The organism is Clostridium uliginosum (assembly GCF_900112485.1).
GTDB lineage: Bacteria > Bacillota > Clostridia > Clostridiales > Clostridiaceae > Clostridium > Clostridium uliginosum.
Genome location: NZ_FOMG01000002.1, coordinates 79,476 through 101,067, shown reverse-complemented (window position 1 = coordinate 101,067; position 21,592 = coordinate 79,476). Strand labels below are relative to the sequence as shown.

19 protein-coding genes, 1 tRNA gene and 1 other RNA gene are annotated in these 21,592 nt (G+C 29.9%); 14 read left to right on the top strand and 7 right to left on the bottom strand.

Features of this window, described 5'->3' with window-relative positions:
• The first annotated feature begins 69 nt into the window (after positions 1 to 69).
• Positions 70 to 411, top strand: coding sequence for a cupin domain-containing protein (locus BM027_RS01965; protein ID WP_090088305.1), 342 nt, complete (start codon positions 70 to 72; stop codon positions 409 to 411).
• A 491-nt stretch (positions 412 to 902) separates the two neighbouring features.
• On the opposite strand, the gene BM027_RS01960 is transcribed toward BM027_RS01965, so the two are convergent.
• Positions 903 to 2,084, bottom strand: coding sequence for an FCD domain-containing protein (locus BM027_RS01960; RefSeq protein WP_090088303.1), 1,182 nt, complete (start codon positions 2,082 to 2,084; stop codon positions 903 to 905).
• Between the two features lie 1,097 nt (positions 2,085 to 3,181).
• Here BM027_RS01960 and BM027_RS01955 point away from each other — a divergent pair.
• The 6 genes from BM027_RS01955 (at position 3,182) to BM027_RS01930 (ending at position 10,888) form a co-directional block, all read left to right on the top strand.
• Positions 3,182 to 3,949: an SDR family NAD(P)-dependent oxidoreductase gene (locus tag BM027_RS01955; protein ID WP_207647592.1), complete on the top strand. Its 768-nt coding sequence runs from the start codon at positions 3,182 to 3,184 to the stop codon at positions 3,947 to 3,949.
• A gap of 336 nt (positions 3,950 to 4,285) precedes the next feature.
• Positions 4,286 to 6,253, top strand: coding sequence for an alpha/beta fold hydrolase (locus BM027_RS01950; RefSeq protein WP_090088300.1), 1,968 nt, complete (start codon positions 4,286 to 4,288; stop codon positions 6,251 to 6,253).
• A 229-nt stretch (positions 6,254 to 6,482) separates the two neighbouring features.
• Positions 6,483 to 8,267: an alpha/beta hydrolase gene (locus tag BM027_RS01945; RefSeq protein ID WP_175559920.1), complete on the top strand. Its 1,785-nt coding sequence runs from the start codon at positions 6,483 to 6,485 to the stop codon at positions 8,265 to 8,267.
• Between the two features lie 158 nt (positions 8,268 to 8,425).
• Positions 8,426 to 8,701 carry a hypothetical protein gene (locus BM027_RS01940; RefSeq protein ID WP_090088296.1) on the top strand — a complete coding sequence of 92 codons (276 nt, stop codon included), beginning with the start codon at positions 8,426 to 8,428 and terminating at the stop codon, positions 8,699 to 8,701.
• A 472-nt stretch (positions 8,702 to 9,173) separates the two neighbouring features.
• A complete protein-coding gene (locus BM027_RS18650) occupies positions 9,174 to 10,007 on the top strand; it encodes a methyl-accepting chemotaxis protein (RefSeq protein WP_090088294.1) in 834 nt (277 codons plus the stop codon).
• Positions 10,008 to 10,024: 17 nt separating this feature from the next.
• Positions 10,025 to 10,888: an MBL fold metallo-hydrolase gene (locus BM027_RS01930; RefSeq protein WP_090088293.1), complete on the top strand. Its 864-nt coding sequence runs from the start codon at positions 10,025 to 10,027 to the stop codon at positions 10,886 to 10,888.
• Positions 10,889 to 10,957: 69 nt separating this feature from the next.
• Here the strand turns inward: BM027_RS01930 and BM027_RS01925 are convergent, their stop codons facing one another.
• Positions 10,958 to 11,380 (bottom strand): hypothetical protein, encoded by a 423-nt coding sequence (locus BM027_RS01925; protein WP_090088292.1) that lies wholly within the window; start codon positions 11,378 to 11,380, stop codon positions 10,958 to 10,960.
• Positions 11,381 to 11,607: 227 nt separating this feature from the next.
• On the opposite strand from BM027_RS01925, the gene BM027_RS01920 reads away from it, so the two are divergent.
• Both BM027_RS01920 and BM027_RS01915 read left to right on the top strand, forming a co-directional pair.
• Positions 11,608 to 13,188: a [FeFe] hydrogenase, group A gene (locus BM027_RS01920; protein ID WP_090088290.1), complete on the top strand. Its 1,581-nt coding sequence runs from the start codon at positions 11,608 to 11,610 to the stop codon at positions 13,186 to 13,188.
• 316 nt (positions 13,189 to 13,504) lie between these two features.
• Positions 13,505 to 13,981: a hypothetical protein gene (locus tag BM027_RS01915; RefSeq protein WP_090088289.1), complete on the top strand. Its 477-nt coding sequence runs from the start codon at positions 13,505 to 13,507 to the stop codon at positions 13,979 to 13,981.
• A gap of 82 nt (positions 13,982 to 14,063) precedes the next feature.
• Here the strand turns inward: BM027_RS01915 and BM027_RS01910 are convergent, their stop codons facing one another.
• The 4 genes from BM027_RS01910 to BM027_RS01895 all read right to left on the bottom strand — a co-directional run bounded on the left by BM027_RS01910 (position 14,064) and on the right by BM027_RS01895 (position 16,320).
• A complete protein-coding gene (locus tag BM027_RS01910; RefSeq protein ID WP_090088287.1) occupies positions 14,064 to 14,873 on the bottom strand; it encodes an ABC transporter permease in 810 nt (269 codons plus the stop codon).
• Complete coding sequence (locus BM027_RS01905; protein WP_090088286.1) at positions 14,867 to 15,568, bottom strand: ABC transporter ATP-binding protein; 702 nt, start codon at positions 15,566 to 15,568, stop codon at positions 14,867 to 14,869. The genes BM027_RS01910 and BM027_RS01905 overlap by 7 nt, the downstream gene beginning before the upstream one ends.
• A complete protein-coding gene (locus BM027_RS01900; RefSeq protein WP_090088285.1) occupies positions 15,568 to 15,936 on the bottom strand; it encodes a GntR family transcriptional regulator in 369 nt (122 codons plus the stop codon). The genes BM027_RS01905 and BM027_RS01900 overlap by 1 nt, the downstream gene beginning before the upstream one ends.
• Before the next feature lie 308 nt (positions 15,937 to 16,244).
• Positions 16,245 to 16,320, bottom strand: a tRNA-Met gene (locus BM027_RS01895).
• A 144-nt stretch (positions 16,321 to 16,464) separates the two neighbouring features.
• On the opposite strand from BM027_RS01895, the gene BM027_RS01890 reads away from it, so the two are divergent.
• A complete protein-coding gene (locus tag BM027_RS01890; protein WP_090088284.1) occupies positions 16,465 to 16,878 on the top strand; it encodes a hypothetical protein in 414 nt (137 codons plus the stop codon).
• Between the two features lie 581 nt (positions 16,879 to 17,459).
• Here BM027_RS01890 and BM027_RS01885 read toward each other — a convergent pair.
• Entirely contained in the window at positions 17,460 to 18,170 is a 711-nt protein-coding gene (locus tag BM027_RS01885; RefSeq protein ID WP_090088283.1) for an ATP-binding protein, read from the bottom strand.
• 385 nt (positions 18,171 to 18,555) lie between these two features.
• Here BM027_RS01885 and ssrA point away from each other — a divergent pair.
• The 4 genes from ssrA to BM027_RS01865 all read left to right on the top strand — a co-directional run bounded on the left by ssrA (position 18,556) and on the right by BM027_RS01865 (position 21,463).
• Positions 18,556 to 18,910: a transfer-messenger RNA gene (gene ssrA, locus BM027_RS01880) on the top strand.
• Positions 18,911 to 19,416: 506 nt separating this feature from the next.
• Complete coding sequence (locus BM027_RS01875) at positions 19,417 to 19,725, top strand: winged helix-turn-helix transcriptional regulator (RefSeq protein ID WP_090088282.1); 309 nt, start codon at positions 19,417 to 19,419, stop codon at positions 19,723 to 19,725.
• Positions 19,726 to 20,014: 289 nt separating this feature from the next.
• Positions 20,015 to 20,716 carry a pirin family protein gene (locus tag BM027_RS01870; protein WP_090088280.1) on the top strand — a complete coding sequence of 234 codons (702 nt, stop codon included), beginning with the start codon at positions 20,015 to 20,017 and terminating at the stop codon, positions 20,714 to 20,716.
• A 147-nt stretch (positions 20,717 to 20,863) separates the two neighbouring features.
• Positions 20,864 to 21,463, top strand: a complete 600-nt coding sequence (locus tag BM027_RS01865) for a nitroreductase family protein (protein ID WP_090088279.1) — start codon at positions 20,864 to 20,866, stop codon at positions 21,461 to 21,463.
• The last annotated feature ends 129 nt before the right edge of the window (positions 21,464 to 21,592 follow it).

The following is a 21,592-nucleotide window of genomic DNA, read 5'->3' as shown; positions in this document are numbered from 1 at the left end:
ATAATAAGATCATAAGTTAAGTAAAAATAAATTTTAAGAACAAATAATAAATTTTAGGAGGAAAATATAATGAATGGAAAATTTTTCAAGAATATAGAATTTGCAAAGGTGTTAGCACTTAAAGAAGATGTGAATTATGCTGAAGGACAAGTAGTTAGCAAAACATTAGTCCAAACACAAAATGTAGGTATAACTTTATTTTCATTTGATAAAGGAGAGGAAATAAGTTCACATTCAGCACCGGGAGATGCATTAGTTTATGTGTCAGAAGGGGAAGTTACTATAACAATTGGAGATAATGAGCCAGTAATTGTTACAGAAGGAAACTTTATAGTTATGCCTGCTAATATTCCTCATGCATTAGAAGCAACAGAAAAATTTAAAATGATGTTAATAGTAGTAAAAGGTTAGTTATAAAAATAAAGTGAAATTTATAGGAATAGAAGATAAAATATCTACAGGTACAAGTTACGTATTTTAATGGATATAAAAACATCAAAAATTTTAGCCTAAAGTAGAAAATATATTTTAAATAAATTTCTACTTTAGACTTTTTATATTATTTTAATTTTTTATAAAAGGCATAATTGCATAGACTAAAAGGTAATTTTAATAATTGTAATTAATCATTAAATATTGATATTACTTAATTGTAGAATGGTCGGCAAAGTTGGAAATGCCAATATTTTGCAGGATATCAGTAAGATATGATATAGTATTTTAAAATACAATATGTAAATATATGATATTTTCAATCTGAGGTGTAAAGTAATTTCAATGATCAATAGATATAATAAAATATACTAAGTTAAGATTTCGTATAATTATTCAAAAAAATCCTCCTATGGTTTTACTATTCTACCATAGGAGGATTGCTTAGTTTATATAAATATTTTATAACCTTACTTTGTATGCTTTTTATCATAAACCATTAAAAAATACTGGATGATTCTATCTTGCCCTTCCAAAATATCTTTCTTTATTATTTCAATAGCTTGATCAAAATTATTTTTATTAATATGTTTAAGAATTTCTTTATGTTTACTAAGATTATTATTGAGAATTTCTTTATTTTCACTATCCTTAAGACTTGAATAGTAATTAATATACAGTGCATTAGTTTTGTCAAGCAGATTATTAATATATTCTAAAAGAAGCGGCATATGTGAATCACGGTACAATGTCAAATGAATTTGTTTATGAACTTGCTGATAAGTAGCCCAATCATTTGAATTTTCACATTTCTTTATAAGATTCTCTAACTTAGAGATAGTTGCTTGACGAAAATGTTGCCAGGCATTCTTAAATGCCAAGGGTTCTAATACAGACCTGATTGTAAATATTTCTATAACTCCTTCATAAGTAAGTTTCTTTACAACACACGCCTTCTTCTTTGGAGCTGTAACAAGTCCTTGTACTTGAAGCCATGTTAACGCCATTCTTACTGGGGTGAGACTAACGTTAAATTGTTTTGACAGTTCTATTGTTTTTAGTTCCGTTCCAGGGGGAATTTTTCCCGTAATTATGCCCTCATACAATCTGTCCCATATTTGTTTTTGTACAGTTTGCCTTTCAATAGGTGGGAGGATGTTCAATTCTAAATCAATATCATCTTCATTATCTTCTTGATTGTTTTGCTTTTTAAAATACTGCCATGTTTTACGTAAAGACTGACTTCCAAAGTGGCCTTGCAATTCTGCCTTTATGAACCATGACTTAACCATATTGGAAACCGAAGACAGGTCGAGTGGATGGTCTCCATTTCTAGATTTAAAGATATAGTCATTCGGCATAGGTTGAATTTCATCAAGATAACGAACAAAAGCATTAATAATATGATCATTTAAGACAAAATTATAATAGCTATTTCCTATACAAACATTTATATTCGTGTTTGATTTATATTCAGATAAATCAAATACATGAAGCTGAAGAAGATGAGTAATTTGAAGCCCTGAACTAATTCCCAATTCAAAGAGAAGAAGATTACGGGGCTTTTTATGTAGAATGTTTCTAATCTTTTCAATATCTTCTTGAGAAGTTATTGCATCTATAACAGGTATTTTACTCATAGATGACCGCATTCCTCCTTTTAATAGCAGAATCTTTTCAGAAATACTAATGACTTCTAAAATCTATTTTACTCTCAATGTCTTGTAATTACTAGTATTATGGTTCATTTATTGCTTTTTAAAAGCAAAGTATAACTTCCGTCAAGATGCTTTTTTCTTATAACTGCATATTTGCTGTTACAGATAGGAAAAGTACATATTTTATGAACCTGAGAACATTCAAAGAATCACACATAAGTTGTAGCTAGGAATATTCAGAGTATAAATGTTCATCACCACGTCACTAAGAGTGTAAAAGTCTGATGATCCATCAAAAAGCCTCATTTGAAGCGACATATTTGAATATAAAGTATCATTTTACTATTGTTAATCAAGTCTTGTAGTTATCAAATATTAAAATACTAATATAAAAATAAAGCTATTGACAAAAACAAAACAATACGCAATAATAAATTTATAATTAATCAAACTTTTGTTTTATAATTTAAATAATAAAGGTGGTGAACAAAGTAGCTAAACATTTGTGTTGTATAAGATCCTTAATAAAAAATCATCAATAATATTTGCATGCCGTTGAATAGAAATTGTCTTTGTTAATATCAGTAAAGCAATCAAACAGCCACATCTATTAACTAAGTACTCAATGAACATGGTTAATTCTAATGTCTATTACCTTTTTTGCAGCACATTCCATAGTTTTATAGATGCAGGTATCACATTGTAATCAATTACTTTTTATTTATATTTAATTTTTTATACAACGTAAATGATGTTAAATGAAAATAAAATAAATAAAGGGGACTTGGCTTTCCTATTCCAGAGATACCGATACTGTTTCTTAAGCCAATAACTTCTGTTATAGGTTATGGAGTAATAGGTGCAGACATAGTATTTGAAGCAGCTGGAGGTAATCTTAAAAAAGGAATGGCAGGAACAGCAACACTAGTACAAGCTACATAAACAGTAAAACCTGATGGAAACTTGGTTGTTAGCTAAGTTATTATATTTTCTAGAGTTGAGAAGAGCACTGTTCATATAATTTAACAGATCAAAAATTAATTAAGGGGGTAAAAAGTATGGATTTAAAACTTAAAGGGAAAAACGTACTGTTGTATGGGGGTCACTCTAATGTTGGAAGAGCAGTTTCATGTGCCTTTGGTATGGAGGGCGCAGCTATTACAATTGCTTGCCGTGATACCGAAACTGGAGAAAAAGTTGCCAAAGAGGCATTAAAATATGGTGCAATGAGAGCTAATGTAATAAAATGCGATGCTACCAGCTATGAAGAAACAAAAGCTGCGGCAGATTATGCTCTGACTTTCGGTGATCTTGATATAGTGTATCATGGAATTGCATATGATGTTTTTGGCAATTTTTTTGAGTTAGACAGAGGATTATGGGATAAGATATATGAAGTTAACCTTAAAGCTGAAATGAATGCTTGGCATTATATACTTCCAATTATGATAAAACAGGGACATGGAAACTTTGTAAATTGCGGTTCTACTATGGGACGTATGCATGCTTCTATGGAACCTGTATATGGTGCATTGAAAGCTGGATTAATTCATTTGGCGCAAACAATTGCAATGGATGTAGGCAAATATGGTATTAGGATGAATATAGTTGCTCCTGGAGCTACATCACCTGAAGACAAAAGTAAAATAAGCAAAAGTTCTTGCTTTCACGGGTTTATGGAAGACCCCGAAAAGTTTAAGGATATTGACGCTTATTTAGCATCTCAGAATCCACTAAAACAAAATGGAGCAATATGGGATCATGCGTGGGCAACGCTATATCTTGCTTCAGATGTATCAGGAAGACATCTAACCGGCCAAATCATTGGTACGGATGGGGGACAGTATTTGCCTAAGTAGTTCAAGGGTTAAAATTATCTTGAAAATATGAGTGCTCCATTGGAAGGTCATATAGAATAATAATATAAAATGTTAAGGTCTTGTTTTCTCCATAGGTAGAAAATAAGATATATTTAACAAAAATCCTGTAAAGGTTTACTAATATTTCAAGGTTGTAGCTGAAAGCAGGTGTGCCCCAATGGAGAATATTTACAACTATATTTATAGCATAATATTAAATGTCAAACAGTATATATAGTGGCACGAAAATTGGGGAATTAAACTAATGAACTCTCCACTAGCCATTTTATTATGAACTGAATTGGTTTAAGCAAAATAAAAAAGGAGGGTATTAATATGGCAACTCTAGAGAGCGAAACAAAACATAGCAAAAAAACAAATTGGACGATAAGACTGTTAAGCATTTCATTAATTTTAGTGTTGTTCAGTTGCATCGGAGCATCAATTTTACAAACTGGAGGTGGTAAGGTAGAGATACAAAGTATTAAGATTCCGACTGAAAGTGGCAAATGGATTACAGCTAATATTTTTAAACCTACATCTGCCACAGCTGGGAACAAGGTTCCATTGGTAATAATTGAACATGGATTATACAATAGTAAAGAGATGCAGGACAGTGGGGCCATTGAATTATCGCGAAGAGGTATAGCTGTATTAGCAATGGATGCATATTACCATGGTGACTCAAGTTCATCCGATTCTGCAGTGTTGGATAATAAGACTGAATGTGATCAGGGAATGATTCCAATGGTAGAATTCTGCTATAACAATACTAGTCTTGATTATATCGACAAATCAAAGATCGGCATTAGTGGACATTCCATGGGCGGTTTTGCCACCTGGATGACAATGCATCACTACGGCACCTTGGTCAGTAAAGCATTAGAAGATGCCAAAGGCAATGATACGGATGGTGGTACTACTATTACTGAAGCTGAAAGGGTACATGCACTAAGCCTTAATAAGGTGGCTGCAGCATTACCTATGGGATTCCTTGGGCAGAAAGAGTTTAATATGGGTATGATGAAAGATACTTATATTAACTTTGGAGTTTTAAGTGGCTATTATGATGAAAATGCTTGGAGTTTTGAAGCTGGCAAAGGCGACTTGACAAATACTGCTGAATCATTGGCTATAGTTAATTCAGTTCTTCCTAAAGACAACCAGGTTTCAGCTATTGAGGTTGGCAAGCAATATGGGGATGCTTCCAAAGGAACTCTAAGAATGATGTTTAATCCCAAAGAAATTCATGGTTTTAATACATTTTCCACAAGTACAGCAGGTGATATAGTTACTTTTTTCACTAACGCTTTTCAAATCAACAATCCTATTCCTGTATCAAACCAAGTTTGGTTGTGGAAAGAAATATTTAATTTTATTGGAATGATTGGTGTGTTCCTTTTCATCTTCCCTTTAACACAGCTGTTGCTTAAAGTTCCTGTGTTTGAGTCTCTTAAACATCCTGAGCCGAAAGCACTTCCAGCATTGGCCAATGGTAAGAGCAAATTGATTTTCTGGGGATCAATATTGATTTCTACGGCAATAAGTACGATAGCATTTCTTCCTATTGGAAACTTAGACAAAATACTTATGCCAGATCCTGCTAAGTTTGCCCCAAGTAAAGCTTTTCCTCTCAATGCTGAGAACTTTATTATGATATGGGCTTGTTTTACTGGATTGATTATTATTGCTCTTTTCATAATTAATTATAAAATTCACGGAAAAAAGAACGGTATAAGCAGTGAAATGTGGGGGTTAAAGACTAATGTTAAAGAAGTACTCAAATATTTGTTGTTAGCGGTAACCAGCGTTTTCTTTGTTTACCAACTAGTTATTGCTGCTAATTATATTTTCCATACTGACTTCAGGCTATGGAACATTGCGTTTAAAACATTTAGCTCAACTAAATTATGGGTTGCATTGCAATACATGCCTCTGTTTTTTGTATTTTACTTTGCAAGTTCTCTTACTATTAATGGATCATACCGCATTGAGGGTAAAAAGGAATGGAAAAACATCCTGCTTTGTGCAGTTGTGACTGCACTTCCAGTAATAATAATGACAGCATTGCAGTATGGATATGTTTTTGCTACTGGAGTAACTCTGTTTAGAGGAGAGGGTGGTAGCTCTTGGCTTCGCGTTTTTGTTGGAATGAATTTGATTCCTTTACTTCTTGTATCTGCACCTATTTCACGATATCTGTTTAAGGTAACAGGAAAAGTTTATCTTGGAGCTATGGTTAACACCATTTTACTAGTTTTGATGACAGCTGCAAATACTGCAAATTTTTTACCACTAAGATAATTTGATGTTTTCAAGAGCGTGGCTCAATCCAAATGAGACATGCTCGGATTTTCTAGTAGTACTTATTATTTATCTGTTGTAGCAACTACAAATTAGTATATTACTTAATTTTACAATTTGTGATTACTTCTTACCTTTAAAGTTATTTACTATAACGTACAGACTATAAGCAAAATAAAACTTCAGCTTGAATGGGGGTTATGAAAAATAAAAAAAAGGGGGAATCAATGTGAAAAAAGCCAAATGGCTATTAGTTATATCACTTATTATCACACTCCTCGGGGTATGTATAGGATTTGGAGTACAGACCGTCGGAGGAAAGGTAAGTATTAAAAATATAAAAATTGCTTCAGAGGATGGTAAAACTTTAAGTGCTCTTTTATTTGTACCGAACACTGCAACCAATAAAACTCCTGCACCTGCGGTTATTGCTGTTCACGGATATGTTAATGCGAAAGAGCATATGACTGAATACGCTTTAGAGCTTGCGCGAAGAGGATATGTTGTTCTTGCACCTGATTTGTCTGGACATGGGTATTCTGAACGTGCAGCAGAAGATGGTGCAATGATGCAACAACCAGGAGCTTCTGGTGGAGTAAATTACGATTTAATGGCCCTTTATAATATGCCTTTTGTTGATAAAGAAAACATATCACTTATAGGACATTCACTTGGAGCATTTAACTGTCAAGTAGCAGAGGCAACTAATCCTGATAAAGTAAAAGCAATGATGCTATTAGGATATTGCCCAATGTTTGATATTACTTCTAAATGTAATGTCGGAGTTTTATTAAGTAAGTATGATGAGAGCGCTCATTTTTTCATTAATGGTGCTAAAACGATTCCAGAAGCCAAAGACAGCCCAAATATGAAGAAGGTATTTAATACCGAAGACCCTGTAGTTGTAGACAAGGTTTATGGTTCTTTTAAAGATGGAACTGTAAGACAGTGGTTTATGCCTAGCAATACGCATCCAGGAGATCTTTTCAACACTCAGCCTATTGCTCAAACAATAAGCTTCTTGGAGAAATCATCTCCTGCACCTAATCCTATTGATCCATACAATCAGATATGGAAATGGCATCAATTTGGTACTTTGCTAACATTGGTAGGTTTTGGAATTGGAATTTTCGCCGTAGCTTCTCTGCTTTTAAAGACGAAATATTTTAGCACACTTGTACAAGCTCCATCAAAGAGCTCTGGACTTAAAGGAATATATTGGTGGATAGCTGCAGTTGTTATTGCAGCAATACCTGGATTAACATTCTTAAAATTCGGTAATATTGGCTCAAAAATAGTACCATCTAAACTGCTGCCCATAGTGTATTCTAACATTACTTTTACATGGGCTGTAGGCTGTGCAATAATTTTCCTTGTACTGTTCTTGATTTGGCATTTTGCCACTGCTAAATCAGCAGATGATAAAAATGTTATAGCATATGGTCTTTCAACAAGTAATGAAAATCCTCAATTCAAATGGGGATATATCGGAAAATCATTGCTACTTGCAATTATCACACTAGGTATTCCATATATTCTGCTTTATATAGTATATAATATATGTCACCTAGATTATAGGTTTATTGTTGTAATGTTACACCCAATGGATTTTGTTCACTTTAAAATTTTTCTGGTTTATTTAATACCTTCATTAATATTTTTCTTTGTTTTTTCAATGCTTGCAAACAGTTGGTTTAAAATGAAGGAGTTTACTGGGAAAAAGGCAATTATTCCATACTTGGCAAATGCTTTAATTGCAGTAGGGGGTCTCATAGTACTTAACCTGATCCAATACATTACCTTGTTTCAAACAGGTGCAGTCAAATGGGGTGACGCCGTTTCACTTATGTTGGCAATTTCTGAGTGGCAGTTAATTCCTCTTATGGCATTTGCAAGTATGATATCAACGTATTTTTACAAGAAAACAGCAAATATTTATACCGGTGTATTTACAAGTGCAGCGCTTGTTGCATGGTATTCCATCTGCATGAATGCAATAGATATTCTATTATAATATGTATATATAGAATTTGAAGTATGCTTTGTATATTTCAAATTCTATTTTCTTTTATTTATTTAAATTGAACCTCAGGAATCCTATTTTATGGTATAAGAAATAACCCTTAAAGTAGGCATTTCAAATTTTGAAGTTTAATATAAAAAACATAAAATATGGTAGAATTCAAAAGGGGGGGAATTATATTTAGAGAAAAAAGGAAGTATTGTAAAGATGCAGATATGTATCTTGTTGATAATAACAATACTAGCGAACGAAAATTAAAAAAGAGAAAATTAATAAAGATAATGTTAATAATTACGCTTGTACCTGTAATTTTAATGCCATATGTTATGGATAATAATTATAGTAAAATTGCGGGTTACAATAATATTAAAATTAGTGCAGTATATTTTGTGAGAATAACCACTAAGATTGATCTACATCAATAATAATTCCAAGCTTTGTTGATTTAATGCGTTTGTAGGGAAATTTAAAATTTCTTAAGCTGACGCATTTTGTTTTTATGTTAAAGAATGAGATTAATATAGAAAAATATACAACATAAACTAAAATTTTACTTAAGTGTTCTAATTTTAATGCGAAAACTTAAATAAGCGAACAATTCAGAAGGTGTAGGTAGGAATCATCAAGAATGCCTAAGTCTAATATTACTTTAGAAAATTCTGAATTTACAACTTATAGAGAAATAGATGAAAGGACAAAGAAAAGAATTCAAGAAGTATTAGGTTCAATATCTTAGTAATAAATATGTATTATAATTCACATCTCTTATGAATTTGATACCAAATTCTATTGAGTAGGGGATAGAATTTAAATGAGAGAGTATAGCTAAAGGAAAACTTGAGCCTATATATAAAATGCAAATATTTAATGAAAATAAATCCTTAGGAGGAAAATCTAATGATAACTGAAGTAAACGAAAATGAATTAATTAAATCTTTTTATAATTTAATCCCATATTTTAAGCATTATTTTGATGAAGAATTGATATTTACAATATCTAATACCAAAAATTTTCTTTTAGTACAAGATAGTGAAAATTTGAAAATGGCATCAAGAACAGGTGATAAAATACCTAGTGGTTGTGCAGCAGATGTGTGCTTAAAAGCAAAGAAAGCAATATCTCTTATAGTACCTGAAGATGTATTTGGAGTACCTTTAAAAACAATGGCAGTTCCGGTTTTTGTAAATAATGAAATAGTTGGGACTATGGTAATAGGTATGAGTTTAGCTAAAAAAGAAAAAATATCTAATATGTCAAATTCATTATCAGAGTCAATATCACAAATAAGTACTAATTTATTTGATATGGCTTCTGGAATTCAAAAAATATCTGAAACAAACTCAGATATTCAAAAATTTATTGAAATAACAAATGAAAGCTCTAACAAAACTGATGGTGTATTAAATTTTATTGAAAGTATTGCTAAGCAAACGAATTTGCTTGGATTAAATGCAGCTATAGAATCAGCTAGGGCTGGAGAATATGGAAAGGGATTTAGTGTAGTATCAAATGAAATTAGAAAACTTTCTCAATCAAGTAAAGAGTCTATAAATCAAGTAAGTGAAATATTAAATAATATGCAAAATTCAATAAATGAAATTTTTGAGAGGTTTAATGCTTCAAATTCATTATTAGATAGCCAAGCCTCAGGACTTGAGGAAATTACAGCAACAGTTCAACAGCTTGATTCTACAGCAGCAATTTTAAAGGAATTTGCGGCTAAAATGTAGATTGGAGGTATATTAAAATGAGAATAACAACTTTAATAGAAAATACACAGGATAAAAATGAAAAATTAAAATATGAGCATGGTCTTTCTATGTTTATTGAGACAGAAGAATGTAATATTTTATTTGATACAGGAAAAACAGGAGATTTTATTGAAAATGCTCAAAAATTAAATGTAGATATTAAAAACACTGATATTTTAATTTTAAGTCATGCTCATTATGATCATTGTGGTGGAGTAAGAAAATTTTTAGAAACCTGTAATGTAAAACCTAAATTTATAGTAAGTGAGCATTTTTTTGAAAGAAGTGATAAGTATCATTATTCTGATGGTAAACTGAAATCAGATTTTTCAGAAGAAGTGGGTTATAAATATATAGGAACAGATTTTAATAAAGAGTATATAGAGGATAAAAATATTTCTATAAATTTTGTGCAAACTGATATTCTAAAATTAACTGATAATGTTTTTGTTTTTTCTAATTTTAATAAGTATTATGATTTTGAAAAAGTAAATGAAAATATGAAACTCAAACTTGATGACAATTATATAATTGATACATTTGATGATGAAATTGCCTTAGGTCTTAAAACAAAAAAAGGACTAGTTATTTTACTTGGATGTGCACATCCTGGATTTTTAAATATGGTAAATACTATTAAGGATAGAACTAAAGAAAAAATAGTAGGAATAATCGGTGGCACACATCTTATAGAAGCATGTGATGAGAGAATAAGAAAATCAGTTGAACATTTAAATAATTCAGATGTAACTATATTAGGCTTGTCTCATTGCACTGGAGAAAAAGCTGTTAATATATTTAATGAAGAGTGTAAAGGTTCATTTATTAATAGAACAGGAACAATATTAGATATAGAATAATATATGTAAATTTATATTAGGCATATTCAATAGGAGCTTTAAAAATTAAGGCTCCTATTGGCATTTCAATTATCTTTTTGAATGGGAGTGTTTATTAGTATTCATATTATTCATATTTCCCATGTTATTTTGATTACCCATTAACATACTCAAAAGTGGGTTGATTCCATTCATGTTATTCATATTATTATTTCGATTCATACCACCCATGCCATTCATATTATTATTTTGTGAAGCACCATTGTTATTTTGATTACCCATTAACATATTCATTAAAGGATTGCCATTCATATTATTATTTTGATTCATATTAGGATTCATACCACCCATAAGCAAATTCATTAAAGGGTTACCCATCATTTGATTAGAATTATTATTTCCATTCATCATATTCATTAATGGGTTATTCATCATTTGATTAGAATTCATCATGCCTCCCATACCACTGTTAGAAAAAAGAGCACTGAACAACATATTTAATAAAGGATTCATTTTTTCACCTCAAATATTTATTACTGATTAATGTATTTTATTATAGTTAAGGCTAAAACGATACATTAAATTTAAGAAGACTGATTAGTTATTTATTTGGAGATGCCTAATATTCAAAAAAGAGCCTTGTAGTAAAAAAATACTATTAAATGCATTTTATGAGAAAAGTAATAATAAGCTTAATTGAGAGGTATCTATAAGTATATTAATAATTAAGGGGTATTGATATGAGTAAATCAAGAAAAATTAGTAGAATTCAACAAGATAATATTATACAAATAAATAAGAAAAAATGTATTGGATGTACAGGATGTGCTTTTACATGTGCTGAAAGAACTGGAATATCAGTATTAAAGGCAGTTGATAATGGTAAACGAACTGTGGATCCCAAACAAGGAACTTTTGGAGGAAGTGGATGTATATATTGTGGGCAGTGCACGCTTATATGCCCAACAACAGCTATTAACGTTAGAAATGATGTGGCATTAGTCAAAGAAGCATTAAATAGTGGAAAGTATTTAATTGCAACGGCGGCACCAGCATTAAAAGCAACTTTGGGAGAAGAATTCAATCTTCCAATAGGAACAAATGTAGCAGGAAAGATAGCGCCATCTGCTAAAAAGTTAGGATTTCAACATGTTTTTGATACAGATTTTGGAGCTGATATGACAGTTTTAGAAGAAGGTACTGAGCTTATAAAAAGGATTTCTAGTCAAGAAAATTTACCTATGTTTACATCTTGCTGTCCAGCATGGGTAAGATATGCTGAACTTTTTCATCCAGAAATATTAAAAAATATCTCAACATCAAAGTCTCCACAACAGATGATGGGAGCTTCAATAAAAACATATTTTGCTGATACGTATAATGTTTTACCTAGCAATATATTTACTTTATCAATAAAACCATGTACTGCTAAAAAATATGAGGCTAAAAGAGATGAAATGGGAAGAGATGGATATAGAGATATTGATGTTGTTTTGACTGTTAGAGAATATGCAGAGCTTTTAAAAGAGAAGGGGATAGATATAACTGCTATACCAGATGAAAAATCAGATTCGTTTATGGGAGATTATACTGGAGCAGCAGTGATTTTTGGTTCAAGCGGAGGAGTTATGCAGGCAACACTTAGAACAGTAACTTATTACTTAAAAGGTGATGTATCAAAAATTGAATCTATCGAATTTAATACAATAGAAGGATATCATGATATAAAAGAATCAACTGTTAATTTAGGTGGACAAGAGAAAAAAGTTGCAATTGTAAGTGGATTAAGTGAGATTGATAAATTTTTAAAGAGTGATAAGTGGAAAGAATATGTATTCATTGAGGTTATGGCTTGCTTAGGAGGTTGTATAAATGGAGGAGGAACTCCAAGAATACAGAAAAAATCTGAAATTAATGAAAAGTTATGTATAGCATGTGGTACTTGCATAGAAAATTGTCCGGTTGGAGCTATAGAGTATAACGTAAGAGGAAGGGCGGAAAATAATAAGGAAAAATGTGTTGGTTGCACATTATGTAGCAAAATTTGTAGAGCCAATGCTATAAAAATGATATATTATGATAAAGCTACAGGTAAGTCATTGGATGAAAATTATATAAAATTAAGGTCTGATGTTTTAAAAGATATTGATAAATCATCAGAAATAAGAATTTCAGATAAAAATGAGAATCTTCAAAATATGTATAAGAATTATATGGGTGATCCTGATGGTGAAAAGGCACAAAAATTGCTTCATACAACTTATCAGGATAAATCAGCAGAACTTAGTGTAAATACTACAAGAAACAAAAAGAAAAATTAAAAAATGATAGATTATATTACGATAGTATTATTTTGTGATATACAGAAGAAAATATTAAGAATTGACGAATACACAATATACTAGACGAATATAGTATAAATATAGTAATATATAAATGTAGAAAATATAAATTATTAGCTTAAATAATAATTAAATAAAAATTTAATAGTAAAAATATATAAAAATCGACAAATTGATAATTACAAAACTTAAAAAAACTATAAGTAGAACTAAAAATGTCAGATAATATGTAATCAAATTCAATAAAAAATATACACTTAAATATAATTGAACTATGTAAAAGGGGTAATGTAAAATGTATAATATAATGAATGGCGAGAATACAAGTATATTAAAAATAGAAAACATAACAAGTGATTACATATTGGGTAATTTATATATAATCACATTATTAGGAAATAACTATGTACTTAAGCTAAAGACCTTTACGATAAGTGTAGACAAAGAATATACAGAGCTTGAAGCGATGGATATGTGTCAAAAGTATAATAATGCTTATATGAATATATTATGGGATTCTAGATCTGATAGATTAATATTACTTGAAGATATTACAGACAAAGATATAGTACGATTACTTAATTATAGATTAGAAAAATTAAGAGATAAGAGAATAGAAAGATTAAATAAATCATGGGGATATGTAGAATCTGATACAACAACAATAAGCATGTTACCAAATCTTAGTGATATAGTTGAAGTTTTATCAAAGTTAATAGGGGAAAACGTACCAGTAGGTGCTTTAGAGTGGACAGTAGGTAAAAAACTATAAAAATATAATAATTATAAATAAAAAAGAGTTGAGATTAAATAAAATCTCAACTCTTTTTTTATAATATCAAATAAAAACTTTTTTATTCTAAATTTAATTTATTTTTTATAATATAGTTCGTTATTACAAAATAACATATAAAGAAAATTATATTAATTATAATAGCTAAACCGAAAACTACGTGTAGGGGTGCAAGTGAAGAATTTGAAGCTATATTAAAATATGCTTCTAATTTAGATGAAAAATTTATTCCTAAAACAGAAACAATTGTATTCATAATAATATTTAATAATATAAATGCACCGAATGAAGATAGTATTTTTCTCTTGTTAAATAAATGACCTATTGAAATAGAAGCATAAATCATCATTGTACCAACTGCTACTTGTAGTAATGCTGCTATTATAAATTCAATACCTACCATATATGCACTGATTCCAAAATGTGCATTTATTTGTGATAATGCATTTGCAAGGTCTTTGAAAAATTGAACAAACATTGTAGGATTAAATGCCATAATAATTATTGAAGTTATTGCTACAATAGTACTTATTATACTCCAAATTACTGCAACTAAAAGTTTACTTGTGATATTTTTAGAACAAGACACAGGTAATGTGTGCATTAAATAGCCTTGATCACCAAGTAGATTTTTATAAAATCGTTGTATGATTACAAAAAATGTAACTATGAAAATTGCTACCATAGTACATATGTAAGCCAACATACTAAGCATAAAAGGTATTCCACCTAGAAAATTAGAACTAGCTGCATGAAGATTATCACCAATAAAGATTTTATTTATAAGTGCAAAGATCAAAAGTACTGCATAAAGTGGTAAAAGAGTTCTTCCGGTTGCCTTTATTTCATATTTAATTAATTTTCCTAACATTTAAATACCTCCCTAAATAGAGCGTCAACACTCTTTTTATGCTCTTCTCTGATTTCGTCAACACTTTTGGATAAGAATATTTCTCCGTAAGAGATAAAGACTACATCATCTAATATTTGCTCGATATCTGAAATAAGATGCGTACAAATAATAACAGTTGCATTTTCATTATAATTGCTAATAATTGTATTTAAAATATAATCTCTAGCAGCTGGATCAACACCGGCTATTGGTTCATCTAATAAATAAAGTTCTGCTTCTCTGCTCATTACTAAAATAAGTTGTACCTTTTCCTTTGTACCTTTAGACATAGTTTTTAGTTTATCAATAGGGTTTATATTTAATTTTTTTAGCATGTCATAGGCTTTATCACAATTGAAATCATCATAAAAGTCTTTAAAAAAGTTAATTATATCAGAAACTCTCATCCAATCATTTAGATAAGTTCTTTCAGGAAGATAAGAAACAATTTTTTTTGTTTCAATACCAGGTTTATTTCCACCAATTAATATTTCGCCACTTGTTGGAGTTAATAGTGAATTTGCAAGTTTTATTAATGTACTTTTACCACTACCATTTGGACCTAAAAGTCCTACAATTCTACCACGATTAATTGTTAAGTCTATTCCTTTTAATGCCTCTTTTCCGCCATAATGTTTTACTAAGTTTTTACATTCTAATATAGGATTATCCATTAGTTAATCTCCTTTACTATTTTTTCTACAATTTCAATTGTTTCTTTTTTGTTATAACCTATTTTTCCCATGCTAAAAAAGAATTCTTGAATTTTTTCTTTTGCTAAATCATTTCTCATATTGTTAATCATCTGTACATCCTCCGTAATAAATCGACCACTTGTTCTTTGGCTGAACACCAAACCTTTTCTTTCTAATTCTGTAAGTGCTTTTTGCATAGTATTTGGGTTAACAGATGCTTCACTTGCCAAATCTCTTACAGATGGAATTTTTTCTCCTGCTTTATACATGTTTGATACAATTTTAAGTTGTATCTGTTCCATTAGTTGTATATAGATTGGACGTTCATCCTTAAATTCCCATATCATATTGTCATCTCCTTTGTACTATTGTACTAACTAATTAATACAATAGTACAACTGGAGTTATAATTTGTCAATAGTATATAAAAAATATTATAATTTCTTATATAGATAATATTTAAATGTTCATAAATATAATAGATAAATAAGGAAAACATATTGATATGTATTTAGATGGTAAAATAATTTTAATTGCATTTAGAATCTAGAGGAGGAGAGTTTGTGAATTATATTTGAAAAGAATTGTGTAAAATTCATTAAGAATAAACTTTTATATAATAAAAAACACACTACAATTATAGTGTGTTTCTCTATGGTTGCGGAGACAGGACTTGAACCTATGACCTTCGGGTTATGAGCCCGACGAGCTACCAACTGCTCCACCCCGCGATATTAAATTTCTAAGCTATGTACTTAGTATAGTTTATTTAAAAGTGAAAGTCAATGGCAAATAATAGGATGTTGTATATGTGATATAATAAACTCATCAGCATTAACTAATGCTTAAATAAAAATGTAAAGTGAGAAGTGAAAATGAGAAATGAAAAATTAGAAAAATCTATAATCAGAATAGATAATGATATTGAATCTATGAAAGTAGCTAAGAAATATTTATCAAATGTAGAAGAAATTAATGAAGTTATTGATACTTTAAATAAGAAAAGACAAATTTTAGCAGATGAATTATATTATGAAGATAGTAAATCATATGAAGAGTGCTGCAAGGTTATACAAGAAGTATTAGACAAGAACCTTGGAGAAAGTGAGCAAACAGAATTACTAAATACTATAAAAGAAACGTTTGGAAGAAGAGCGCCAAATGTGAGTAAAAAAAGCAATGGACTTAATGCATGGCTTAAGACACTTGATATTGAATATAAGTGGATTGAAAGTGAAAAAAATGATTGGGCAGTATTAGTTATAAGTGGATTTGGATTACATCAATAAAATTATAATAAGAAAAACTGAAACATAGATTAATATATAGAAAAGATGATTCTTAAATTAAAGATGCCACTGAAGAAGTCACTATTTTAATAAAATCACAACGTAGCCATGCGGTCTATAAGGTTTGATTTTAGAGAAAATGATACTTTTTCAGTGGCTTCAAATTAAATAGAATCATCGATACGCTTACTAGCTTCCAGAATATGCAACAATTATTTGAGAATATTAAAAAAGATATTTATAATGAATATGAATTAGTAGAAAAATTATTCATAGGGGAATAATTTATTTTATAAATGAAAAAAATACATAAGGTATTGTAAAATAAAGAACTAGTCAAAAATTATTAGAATTTTTTGAACTAGACAATCAAGTAAAGGCAACGATGAAAAAAATCGTTGCCTTTGTTAGGCACATTTAAAAAAATAATAGACCAGTATGCTTGTCTATTTTGCGTCATACTACGTCAGCAAATTCAGCTAATAGCTCGCTATTAACTAAACTTGCCTTCTTGTCTGACACCAAATATACGACGCATCTTTGGTCTATTATTTTCTTTCACGTGCCTTAATATGAAAGATTTACTCTATAATTTGTCCATTAGTTGAAATAGTAACGATTTGCCATGGAATAAGTTTACCACTTGCCATAAGTGCATTTTTAACCGCATTTACAATACCGCCACAACAAGGAACTTCCATACGTACAACTGTAAGACTTTTTATATCATTATGTTTTAAAATTTCAGTTAGTTTTTCTGAATAATCACCTTCATCAAGTTTAGGACATCCAATAAGAGTAATCTTATTTTTAATAAAGCGATTATGAAAATCTCCATAAGCATATGCAGTACAATCAGCTGCAATTAAAAGATTAGCATTTTTTAAATATGATGCAGTTGGAGATACAAGTTTAATTTGAACGGGCCATTGATTTAATTGAGAAGACATAGTCTCAACTGTACATTCATTAGAAGAGGTCTTATGTTCAATTGCTTTTGCCTGTGTTCCAGGACATCCACAAGGTGAATTTATAGATTTTTTTTCAGCTTCTTTCTTTTGAATATTAAGTTTTACTGCCTCTTCATCATATTCTAAAGCTTCTCTCTCTTCAAAAGAAATTGCATTTGTTGGACAGGAAGGTAAACAATCTCCAAGCCCATCACAATAATCGTCACGTAATAATTTTGCTTTACCATCAACTAGTCCAATTGCACTTTCATGACATGCGGAAACACAAAGCCCACAACCATTACATTTAAGTTCATCAATTTTAATTACTTTTCTTATCATAATTTACCCCCATATATATCTGTATTTTTATTAATTTTTAAACATACTATTTGCTAACAGTTTACTTATAAAATGTTTCATTTGATGCTTTAATTATAATACAGTATAACTAGAAATTCTGTTGCATTTGAAACGGAAATGATGATTTTTTTTATGAATAAAAATATTATAGTAAGTAAATAGAAGTGATATTTCTAGAGAATTATTGGAAGTAAAAAAGATGGAATGACAAGAGTTAATAAGCATAAAATTTAAATAATAGATATATATAAATAATAAACTTAAAAAGGAATAATTTATAATTTGACATAAAAATTTTAATGCTATATAATTTAGAAACAGAAACAAAATTGAATATCTACATTTACAAACATCTTATTAACATGGGGGCGTTTTGGCTTCGACGGGGGTAGGATGGGTTTGTTAAGCGAGTCGAGGGAAGCATGTGTCCTCGTTAATCAAGTATGCAATAAATGTAAACGCAGAAGACAATTTTGCATTAGCAGCTTAATATAAGCTACTCATCAGCCCGAGTTGCCTACGGCTTGGATAACTGGTGTCATTAAGTAGGAAACGAAGTTTAGCAAAGCTTTGAGCTAAAGGGGTATTTATGAAGCTACCAAAAGATGGAGCCTGTCTATAGGCGCTATCTCGAGGGAATTTTAAATTATAGACTGCACTCGGAGAAATTCAGATTCAGCTATTTTCGGACAGGGGTTCGATACCCCTCGCCTCCACCATGAAACCCACGAAAATCTAAAATTTGGATTTTTGTGGGTTGTTTTAGTTTATATACATTTGAAAAAGGAAGAATGTATTAAAAAGGTATAAATAAAAAATGTTTTAGAATTAATAAAGGTGAACCGGTGAGGCTGAGCAAGGGTATGTAATATAAATGGTGAAAATCCATTCTGAAAAGATTTAGTCAAATCATTCAGTGGTGAGTCATGGAGATAAATAGGTAACAAGAGACTTTGTAAAAGAAGTTGTAGTTTATAAAGACACATTGAAGTTATCTTCAATGTGTCTTTTTCTTTGCTTAAAAATAGTCAAGGCGTGAAAGTTATAAGCAAAGTTAGTAGGTATAAGTATAGTATAATTAAACGAATTTTAAATAAGCCAATGATAAAAGTGAAAATTTTCATGTATTTCCAATCCTATCGAAACCATTGTGTTGGTATAATATTATAAGCTACTTATTTTTATTAATTAAGTATGATAGAATAATAGCAGGTGGTGATTAGATATGGAAAAATATCACATGTGCCCAAGGTTTGAAAATGCTTTTGAATTATTAGGAAAGAGATGGACCGGATTGATTATAAGAACATTATTGAATGGACAAAATCGATTTTCGGATATAGCAGAAGCAATTCCTAATATGAGCGCTCGTATGCTTACAGAAAGATTTAAGGAACTGGAGAAGGAAGGACTTATTATTAGAAAAGTTTATCCAGAAACTCCAGTACGTATAGAGTATGAACTAACAGAAAAAGGGTATGAGCTGCAAGTTGTTATGGACGAAATTCAAAAATGGGCCGAAAAATGGATGTAATTAACACAATGTAAAAACTTATAAAGAATCTCCTTTTAATTTTAGGGATTCTTTTTATTTTTGTCTAAATAAAAAGGAAAGTTTAAAAACATTTCTGAATATTTATTATAAAAAAGGTCTTGACTAATTATAATAAATGTGTAATAATCAATTCAAGTTAGTTACTAAATGTAACTAACTTGAATAAAATACTAAAATAATTTTTTGTAAGATAGTAAAGTTATTATAGAATGGCTCAGTAATGTTTTAAGTTAAAATTCTAAATAATAATCAGGAGGAGGGATATAGAATGTTAAGTAAGATAAAAAGTGACGACATGGGTAATAGTAATCTTGGATGGCTAAGAACTAAATTCCATTTTTCTTTTGCAGAATATTACAATCCATATAATATGAGATTTGGAGCTTTAAGAGTTATAAATGATGATTTAATTAAACCTGACACTGGATTTGATACTCACCCTCATAAAGATATGGAAATAATAACATATGTAATTAATGGGGAACTTACACATGAAGATAGCATGGGTAATAAAAACACAATAACTCGTGGTCATGTTCAATACATGAGTGCGGGAACCAGAGTGTATCATAGTGAATTTAACTTTAGAGAAGATACATTGAGATTATTACAGATATGGATTTTGCCAGATAAGCAAGGATATAATCCTGAATATGGAGACTATAGGTTTAATTGGACTGATAGACAAAACAAATGGCTTCATATGATTTCAAGAAAAGATGGAAATGCACCAATAAAAATAAATCAAGATATGAATGTTTATTCTTTAGAACTTGGAAAAGAAAAAGAGGTTAATTTCACGGTTAAAGAAGGAAGACAGGCATATCTAGTTCAGATAGAGGGCACTTCTATAATAAATGATATTGAGTTAAATGATAGAGATGGAATGAAAATAATTGAGGAAGATATTTTAATCCAAGGAAAAGAAACTTCCCATATTTTAATTTTAGAAATGAAAAAAGAATATTAATATTAAATATGTATATATTAATTATATTAAAAAATAACATTTTATATAAGTTCTAATTAATATTCTACAGTTAATTTATCATACAGTTAACAAATATATGTAGTATCTTTAATAGAACATATATATATAAATTAGGAGGAATGATTAATGTCAAAAGATTTTTTTACTGCTGTGGCAGATAGACGTTCATTTTATGGAATTAGCAAGGAGGCCGTGGTTTCAGATGATAGAATTAAAGAGATTGTAGACCATGCTGTTAAATATACTCCATCAGCATTTAATTCACAAAGTACAAGAGTAGTGTTAGTATTAGGAACTCATCATGATAAATTATGGGATATTACAAAAGAAGCTTTGAGAAAAGTTATACCAGCTGATCAATTTAGTACTACTGAAGATAAAATAAATTCATTTAAAAATGGATATGGGACAGTATTGTTCTATGACGATAATAGTATAGTAGAAGATCTGCAACAAAAATTTGCTCTCTATAAAGATAATTTCCCAATTTGGGCTCAACAAACAAATGGAATGCATCAATTTGTTATTTGGACTGCATTAGAAACTGAAGGATTTGGAGCATCATTACAACATTATAATGAACTTATTGAAAATGATGTAAAGAAAGAATGGAACATACCTGATAATTGGAAGCTTATTGGACAAATGCCATTTGGAAAACCAACAGCAGAGCCAAAGGAAAAGGAGTACCAACCGTTAGAAGAACGTGTCAAGGTATTTAAGTAAACTGTTCTTAAATAAATACTAAGATTAATACTTTATACATAAAAGCCAGTGTGCAATCACATACTGGCTTTTATGAATATAGGATTTCGTATATAAAACAAAAACATATCAAAAGAGGTGGATTAAAAT

What these genes read in the sequence shown, in the direction of transcription:
- BM027_RS01965 (WP_090088305.1), top strand. Translation starts at nt 70, where the DNA reads ATGAATGGAAAATTTTTCAAGAATATAGAATTTGCAAAGGTGTTAGCA.
- BM027_RS01960 (WP_090088303.1), bottom strand. Translation starts at nt 2,084, where the DNA reads ATGCGGTCATCTATGAGTAAAATACCTGTTATAGATGCAATAACTTCT.
- BM027_RS01950 (WP_090088300.1), top strand. Translation starts at nt 4,286, where the DNA reads ATGGCAACTCTAGAGAGCGAAACAAAACATAGCAAAAAAACAAATTGG.
- BM027_RS01940 (WP_090088296.1), top strand. Translation starts at nt 8,426, where the DNA reads ATGGTAGAATTCAAAAGGGGGGGAATTATATTTAGAGAAAAAAGGAAG.
- BM027_RS18650 (WP_090088294.1), top strand. Translation starts at nt 9,174, where the DNA reads ATGATAACTGAAGTAAACGAAAATGAATTAATTAAATCTTTTTATAAT.
- BM027_RS01930 (WP_090088293.1), top strand. Translation starts at nt 10,025, where the DNA reads ATGAGAATAACAACTTTAATAGAAAATACACAGGATAAAAATGAAAAA.
- BM027_RS01925 (WP_090088292.1), bottom strand. Translation starts at nt 11,380, where the DNA reads ATGAATCCTTTATTAAATATGTTGTTCAGTGCTCTTTTTTCTAACAGT.
- BM027_RS01920 (WP_090088290.1), top strand. Translation starts at nt 11,608, where the DNA reads ATGAGTAAATCAAGAAAAATTAGTAGAATTCAACAAGATAATATTATA.
- BM027_RS01915 (WP_090088289.1), top strand. Translation starts at nt 13,505, where the DNA reads ATGTATAATATAATGAATGGCGAGAATACAAGTATATTAAAAATAGAA.
- BM027_RS01910 (WP_090088287.1), bottom strand. Translation starts at nt 14,873, where the DNA reads ATGTTAGGAAAATTAATTAAATATGAAATAAAGGCAACCGGAAGAACT.
- BM027_RS01905 (WP_090088286.1), bottom strand. Translation starts at nt 15,568, where the DNA reads ATGGATAATCCTATATTAGAATGTAAAAACTTAGTAAAACATTATGGC.
- BM027_RS01900 (WP_090088285.1), bottom strand. Translation starts at nt 15,936, where the DNA reads ATGATATGGGAATTTAAGGATGAACGTCCAATCTATATACAACTAATG.
- BM027_RS01890 (WP_090088284.1), top strand. Translation starts at nt 16,465, where the DNA reads ATGAGAAATGAAAAATTAGAAAAATCTATAATCAGAATAGATAATGAT.
- BM027_RS01885 (WP_090088283.1), bottom strand. Translation starts at nt 18,170, where the DNA reads ATGATAAGAAAAGTAATTAAAATTGATGAACTTAAATGTAATGGTTGT.
- BM027_RS01875 (WP_090088282.1), top strand. Translation starts at nt 19,417, where the DNA reads ATGGAAAAATATCACATGTGCCCAAGGTTTGAAAATGCTTTTGAATTA.
- BM027_RS01870 (WP_090088280.1), top strand. Translation starts at nt 20,015, where the DNA reads ATGTTAAGTAAGATAAAAAGTGACGACATGGGTAATAGTAATCTTGGA.
- BM027_RS01865 (WP_090088279.1), top strand. Translation starts at nt 20,864, where the DNA reads ATGTCAAAAGATTTTTTTACTGCTGTGGCAGATAGACGTTCATTTTAT.